We start from the raw sequence: 7,264 nt of genomic DNA, 5'->3' as shown, positions 1-7,264 counted from the left end.
GGCTCGATGCCTGCGTGACTCCGTTCTCTTTCCTTAATAGAGAACGAGCGCTGCCTGAGCAAAGCCGCGGGCGGGCGGCGGCCACGAGCCCGAGCAGCGCAGCGAAGTCGGCCCGCCGGGCCGACCGCCGCACTGAAGCGGAGCCCGCCGCCCGTCCGCGGCTTTGCTCACACACAACCCCCGCAAACCGACAGCAACGCGCGTCTAACGTCCGCAACGGGCCGGTTGCAAACTTTCGCCCTGGTCTGCGTCCCATGCGCCGAGGGTCGCGTGACGCGCGGTGGAGCCACTGAGATGGAGCGCGCTCCCTCGCTGCAGATCCTGAACGACCCGCGCGCGCTCGACATCGCGCAGGCGCTGATCCAGGGCTTCGACCGCCACTACACGCTCTTTCGCCAGACCAGCGCCGAAGCCAAGCAGCGTTTCGAGGCGGCCGACTGGCATGGGCAGCAGCGCGCGCAGGCGATGCGCATCGAGTTCTACGACGCGCGGGTCGGCGAGGCTGCCGAGCGGCTCGAGACCGAATTCCAGGTGAGCATGCTCTCGCGCGAAACCTGGCAGCAGGTCAAGCTCTACTACATCGGCCTGCTGATCGATCACCACCAGCCCGAGCTGGCGGAGACTTTCTTCAACTCGGTCACCACCCGCATCCTGCACCGCAGCTACTTCCGCAACGAGTTCATCTTCGTGCGCCCCGCGGTCAGCACCGAGTACATCGAGAACGACGAGCCGACGGCGCAGCCGACCCACCGCGCCTATTACCCGAGCCGCGAGAACCTGCGCGAGACGCTGCTGCGCATCGTCGACAACTACCGGCTCGACCGCGAGTTCGAAGACCTGGGCCGCGACGTCGAGTTCGTGCTGGCGGCACTGCAGAACCAGCTCGGCGAAGTAAAGCTGCGCGCCAACTTCCAGATCCAGGTGCTGTCCAGCCTGTTCTTCCGCAACAAGGGCGCCTACCTCGTTGGCAAGTACATCAACGGCTTTCACGAGACCGGCTTCGCGCTGCCCATCCTGCACAACGCGCGCGGGCAACTCGTCATCGACGCGGCGCTGTTCGGCGAGGACGACCTGCTCTTGCTGTTCAGCTTCGCGCGGGCTTACTTCATGGTCGAGATGGAAATTCCTTCGGCCTACGTGCATTTCCTGCGCAGCCTCATGCCGAGAAAGCCGCGCTGGGAGCTTTACAACGCGCTCGGTCTGGCCAAGCAGGGCAAGAACGTCTTCTACCGCGACTTCCTCTATCACCTGCGCCATTCGTCCGACAACTTCCGCATCGCGCCCGGCATCAAGGGCATGGTGATGCTGGTGTTCGACCTGCCGAGCTTTCCGTTCGTCTTCAAGGTCATCAAGGACTTCTATCCGCCGCAGAAGGAAACCACGCGCGACCAGATCAAGGGGAAGTATTTGCTGGTCAAGAGCCACGACCGCGTGGGCCGCATGGCCGACACGCTGGAATACAGCGACGTGGCCTTTCCGCGCCAGCGCTTCGACGAGGAACTGATCGCCGAGTTGAAGCACTTCTGCCCCAGCCTGCTCGTCGAGGAGGGCGACAGCCTGGTGATCCACCACGTCTACATCGAACGGCGCATGATCCCGCTGAACATCTTCCTGCAGGAAGCCTCGCCGGAGCAGCTCTCCCATGCCGTCGTCGAGTACGGCAATGCCATCAAGGACCTGGTCTCGGCCAACATCTTTCCGGGCGACATGCTCTGGAAGAACTTCGGCATCACCCGCAACGGCAAAGTCGTGTTCTACGACTACGACGAGATCGAATACCTCTCCGACTGCAACTTTCGCAAGGTGCCCGAGCCGCGCAACGAGGAAGAGGAGATGTCGGGCGAGGTCTGGTATTCGGTCGGTGCGAAGGACGTGTTTCCGGAAACCTTCGAGCCCTTCCTGCTCGGCAACCCCGCCGTGCGAGAGGTGTTCATGCGGCACCACGCCGATTTGCTCGATGCGGCCTTCTGGCAAAGCCACAAGGACCGCATCCTGGCCGGCCACGTGCACGACGTTTTTCCCTATGCGCGCAACAAGCGTTTCCGCCGTCGCGGCGACTCTCCGTTCAGCAGCTTCCAGGCCGGTGACGGGCTGCCGCCGGCCGCTGCGGCAGGGCACCCGGAGCTTGATCGCAACCCAATCTGATCCGCGGCTGCGGGCAGCTTGTCTTCTGTCTCAGACTTCGTTTTTCTTTCCGCTTCTCTTTCCTTACACATAGGAGCTGTGATGTCCTCGTCCCACCCGGACCCCATCGTCATCGTTTCCGCCGCCCGCACGCCGATCGGTGGCCTGCTCGGCGACTTCTCGACGCTCGCGGCGTGGGAGCTCGGCGCCGTCGCGATCCGCGCCGCGGTCGAGCGTGCGGGCGTGCCCGGCGACGCGGTCGATGAAGTGCTGTTCGGCAACTGCCTGATGGCCGGCCAGGGCCAGGCGCCTGCGCGCCAGGCGATGCGCAAGGCCGGCCTGCCCGATTCCGCGGGCGCGGTCACGCTGTCCAAGATGTGCGGCTCGGGCATGCGCGCCATGATGTTCGGCCACGACATGCTGGTGGCCGGCTCGGCCTCGGTGATCGTCGCCGGCGGCATGGAGAGCATGACCAATGCGCCGCACCTCACCTTCGCACGCAAGGGCATCAAGTACGGCGCTGCCGCGCTCTACGACCACATGGCCATCGACGGCCTTGAAGATGCCTACCAGCGCGGCAAGGCGATGGGTGTCTTCGCCGAGCAGTGTGTCGGCAAGTACGGCTTCACGCGCGAGGCGATGGACGCCTTCGCGATCGCCTCGACCGAGCGCGCGATCCAGGCCAACAGCGATGGCAGCTTCGACTGGGAGATGGCACCGGTCACGCTTTCCGGCAAGACGGGCGAGGTGAAGATCGCCCGTGACGAGCAGCCCTTCAAGGCCCGGCTCGACAAGATCCCCAGCCTGAAGGCCGCATTCGCGAAGGACGGCGCGATCACCGCCGCCACGTCTTCGAGCATCTCCGATGGCGCCGCGGCGCTGGTGCTGATGCGCGAATCGACCGCCCGCCAGCGCGGCGTTACGCCCCTCGCCCGCATCCAGGCGCACAGCGTGCATGCGCAGGCGCCCGAATGGTTCACCACGGCGCCGGTCGGTGCGATCGACAAGGTCTTGAAGAAGACCGGCTGGAGCGCCGCCGAGGTCGATCTATGGGAGATCAACGAAGCCTTCGCCGCGGTGACGATGGCGGCGATGACCGAGTTCAGGCTGCCGCACGAGCGCGTCAACATTCACGGCGGCGCCTGCGCGCTCGGCCACCCGATCGGCGCGAGCGGCGCGCGCATCGTCGTCACCCTGCTCGGCGCGCTGCGCAAGCAAGGCGCCAGGCGCGGCGTGGCGGCGCTGTGCATCGGCGGTGGCGAAGCGACGGCGCTGGCCGTGGAAATGCTGTGAGCCGTGCTTCGACGCCGGAGCGCCCGCAGCCGACTCTGCCGGCCAAGCCCGGCCACACGATAGAGCGCACCGACCGCTACAGCCGCGAAGACATCGTCGCCTTTGCCGCTGCCTGCCGCGACACCAACCCGCTGCACACCGACGACGCGCTGGCGCAGCGCTCTCGCTTCGGCGAGGTCATCGCCAGCGGCCAGCACACCAGCTCGATGCTGCTCGGCCTGCTGGTCACGCACTTCACGCAAGACACCGAACCGCGCCCGGCCGAGGTGCTGTTGCTGCACGTCAATTTCGCCTTTCGCGGTGCCATCTTCGCCAACGAGGAGGTTCGCCTGCAATGGCGCGTTGTGGAGGTGGCCTGGAACGCCAAGCTCGGCGGGCACGTGCTCGTGCTCGACGGCGGCGGCGCGACGGCCCGCGCGCGTCCGGCGCTGGTGGCGCGGGCCACGCTGCTGGTGAAGTCCGCCTCGTGAAAGCGCCGGTTCTCGCTGCATCCCGCCGCACCGGCCCGGCCTCGGCGCCACCCAACGACCGCTTCGTCGCTCGCCCGAGCGAGGGGGCTGCAAGACGCCCGCGGCGGCGCCCTCGTGTGAACATGCCGGCATGAACATCATCATCCTCGGCGCCGGCCGGGTCGGCGAGAGCGTGGCCGAGAGCCTGGTCTCGGAACGAAACGACATCACCGTCGTCGATCTCGATCCGCAGCGCTTGCGCGCGCTTCAGGACCGGCTCGACCTGCGCGGCGTCACCGGCAACGGCATCCAGCCCTCGGTGCTGCGCGACGCCGGCGCGGAAGACGCCGACATGCTGATCGCCTGCGCGCCCCTGGACGAAACCAACCTGGTTGCCTGCAAGATCGCCCACGACGTGTTCAGCATCGCCACCACCATCGCCCGCGTGCGCTCGCCCGAGTTCCCCGACGGCAGCGAGCTGATGGGCAAGCAGGGCTTCGCGGTCGATTACGTGATCCAGCCCGAGGTCTCGCTCACGACCTACATCAGGAAGCTGATCGAATACCCCGAGGCGCTGCAGGTGCTTGAGTTCGCCGAAGGCCGGGTCAGCCTGATCGCGGTGCGCGCGGTTGCCGGCGGGCCGTTGGTGGGCCACATCATCTCGGAGCTGCCGAAACTGGTACCGGAGGTGGCGATGCGCTTCGTGGCCATCTACCGCAGTGACGGGCAGGGCCATGACCGCCAGGTCATCTGCGAGGGCAGGACGCGCATCGAACCCGGCGACGAGGTGTTCGTGCTTGCCTCCACCGAGGACATCCGCCGCGTGCTGGACGCCTTGCGGCACCGCGACCAGCCCGTCAGGAAAGTGATGATCGCCGGGGGCGGCCGCGTCGGCCTGCGGCTGGCACGCCAGATCGCGGGCAACTATCAGGTCAAGATCGTCGAGGCCAGTGCCGTGCGCTGCGAATACCTGAGTACGCAGCTACCCAGCGACGCGCTGGTGCTCAACGGCGACACCACCGACGAGGAGCTGCTGGAAAACGAGAACGTGCAGGACACCGATCTCTTTCTCGCGCTGACCAACGACGACGAGGACAACATCATGGCCTGCCTGATGGCCAAGCGCATGGGTGCGCGCCGCGTGCTGGCGCTGATCAACCGGCGCGCTTACGCCGATCTGGTGCAGGGCTCCCAGATCGACATTGCGCTGTCGCCGGCACAGACGGTGATCGGCGAGCTGCTCGCGCACGTGCGCCGCGGCGACGTCGAAGTGGTGCACAGCCTGCGCCGGGGCGCAGCGGAGGCGCTGGAGGCAGTGGTGCGGGGCGACCGCAAGAGCTCCAAAGTGGTCGGCCGGCGCATCGAGGAGATCGCCATGCCCGCTGGGGCGCAGATCGGCGTGGTGGTGCGCGGCGAGGGTAAGGACGCGCAAGTCATCGTCCCGCACCACGACACCGTGATCGAGGCCGACGACCACATCGTCGTGTTCCTGCCGAGGAAGCGCATGGTGCGCCAGGTCGAGAAGCTGCTGCAGGTCAGCGCAACGTTCTTCTAGATGCTGAGCCCGCTTGCCGTCGTCGCGCTGGTCGGCCGCTTCGTGCTGCTGTTCGCGCTGCTCATGCTGGTGCCGCTGGCTTTCGCGGTGATCGGAGACGATGCCGCCAAGGGGGCCTTCATGACCGCCACGGTGCTGACCCTGGCCGCCGGCGCGGCCATGGTGGTCCTGGCGCGGCGCTTCCGCCGCGAGCTGCAGGCGCGCGACGGCTTCGTGCTGGTCACCCTGACCTGGCTGCTGCTGCCGGCCTTCGGTGCGCTGCCCTTGTTGCTGGCCATGCCGAGCCTGTCGGTCACCGACGCCTACTTTGAGGCGATGTCGAGCTTCACCGCCACCGGGGCCACGGCGCTCAGCGGGCTCGACGCGCTGCCGCTGTCGGTCAATGTCTGGCGCTGCTTCCTGCAGCTCGTCGGCGGCCTGGGCATCATCGTGCTGGCGGTGGCCATCCTGCCGCTGCTGGGCGTGGGCGGCACGCAGCTCTTCAAGACCGAGATGCCGGGGCCGATGAAAGACCAGAAGCTCACGCCCCGCATCGCCGAGACGGCGCGGGGCCTGTGGGTGATCTATTTCGTATTCGCCGTGCTGTGCTTCTTCGCGTACCGGCTGGCCGGAATGAACTGGGCCGACGCCTTCATGCACATGTGCACCACCATGGGCTTGGGCGGCTTTTCGTCGCACGACCTGAGCTACGGGTATTGGGACTCGCCAGCCATCGAGGCGGTGGCGGTCGTCTTCATGCTGCTCTCAGGGGTGAGCTTCGCGCTGTATTTCCTCGCGTGGCGCCAGGGTTCGCTGCGCATCCTGTGGTGCGACGTCGAGGTGCGCTCCTTTTACGCGGTCGTGATCGGCGCGGTGCTTCTGATTTCCGTCTACCTCACCGTTAACGGGACCTACGAGAGTTACCCGCAGGCGCTGCGCTACAGCGTCTTTCACGTCGTCTCGATCGCCACCACCACCGGCTACGCCTCGGCCGACTACGCACAGTGGCCGCTGTTCGCGCCGTTTCTGATGTTGCTGCTGGGCTGTTTCGCCACCTGTGCAGGCTCCACGGGAGGTGGCATCAAGATGATCCGGCTGCTGGTGCTGCTCAAGCAGGCCCGGCGCGAGTTGGTGCGCATCGTGCACCCGAACGTCGTCAACCCGGTGCTGATCGGCCGGGCGGTGGTCAACCCCAAAGTCATCCACAGCGTGTTGGCCTTCATGATGATCTACGGCGCCACCCTCGTCACCTTGACCATGCTGCTGCTGTTCAGCGGCCTGGACGTGGTGACCGCCTTCACGGCCGTGGTGGCCTGCGTCAACAACATCGGGCCGGGCCTGGGAAATATCGGGCCGGTCCATAACTACGGCAGCTTCTCGGATTTCCAGACCTGGGTTTGCACCTTCGGCATGATGCTGGGCCGGCTCGAGTTGCTGGCGGTCTTGGTTCTCTTCACCCGCCAGTTCTGGCGCGGCTGAAGAGCCGCCTCCAAGGCCGCCGTCCCATGCGAGAGGCAGGGCTCTGCAGAAAACCCATTCGGGTAAATGCCGGCGCGCTTTGAGCCCGGCATAAGTAGGATCACTGTTGTTCCAGATGCTGAAACGTTGTCCTGCCACGCAGGAGTCACACAGCGCGTACCAACCCCCCAGGAGAAACGAATGACCCTGAAGAAGACCCCCTCGCAACGCCGCCGCTTCCTGAAAACTGCGTCAGCCGGAGCTGTCGGTGCTGCGGCGATGGCCGCGCCGATGGTGTCGGTCGCGCAGACCACGTCGCTGCGTTTCCAGAGCACCTGGCCGTCGAAGGACATCTTCCACGAGTACGCGCTCGACTTCGCCAAGAAGGTCAACGACATGGCCGGCG

At 66.4% G+C, this 7,264-nt stretch carries 6 protein-coding genes; all 6 read left to right on the top strand.

Going from position 1 to position 7,264, the window contains the following annotated elements:
- Positions 1–294 precede the first annotated feature (294 nt).
- Positions 295–2,145 (top strand): bifunctional isocitrate dehydrogenase kinase/phosphatase, encoded by a 1,851-nt coding sequence (gene aceK, locus H0W40_RS18210; protein ID WP_292449109.1) that lies wholly within the window; start codon positions 295–297, stop codon positions 2,143–2,145.
- Between the two features lie 81 nt (positions 2,146–2,226).
- Positions 2,227–3,417 carry an acetyl-CoA C-acyltransferase gene (locus tag H0W40_RS18205; RefSeq protein ID WP_292449107.1) on the top strand — a complete coding sequence of 397 codons (1,191 nt, stop codon included), beginning with the start codon at positions 2,227–2,229 and terminating at the stop codon, positions 3,415–3,417.
- A complete protein-coding gene (locus H0W40_RS18200; RefSeq protein ID WP_292449105.1) occupies positions 3,414–3,887 on the top strand; it encodes a MaoC family dehydratase in 474 nt (157 codons plus the stop codon). The genes H0W40_RS18205 and H0W40_RS18200 overlap by 4 nt, the downstream gene beginning before the upstream one ends.
- Before the next feature lie 130 nt (positions 3,888–4,017).
- Positions 4,018–5,421, top strand: coding sequence for a Trk system potassium transporter TrkA (gene trkA / locus H0W40_RS18195; RefSeq protein WP_292449103.1), 1,404 nt, complete (start codon positions 4,018–4,020; stop codon positions 5,419–5,421).
- Positions 5,422–6,879 (top strand): TrkH family potassium uptake protein, encoded by a 1,458-nt coding sequence (locus H0W40_RS18190; RefSeq protein ID WP_292449101.1) that lies wholly within the window; start codon positions 5,422–5,424, stop codon positions 6,877–6,879.
- Positions 6,880–7,059: 180 nt separating this feature from the next.
- Positions 7,060–7,264, top strand: a 205-nt coding sequence (locus H0W40_RS18185; protein ID WP_292449099.1) for a ubiquinol-cytochrome c reductase iron-sulfur subunit N-terminal domain-containing protein, incomplete at its 3' end; no start/stop codon positions are given.

This window comes from Methylibium sp. (assembly GCF_013817345.1).
Classification (GTDB): domain Bacteria; phylum Pseudomonadota; class Gammaproteobacteria; order Burkholderiales; family Burkholderiaceae_C; genus Methylibium.
Note: the sequence above shows the minus strand (reverse complement) of the source record. Positions and strands in the feature narration are given on the sequence as shown.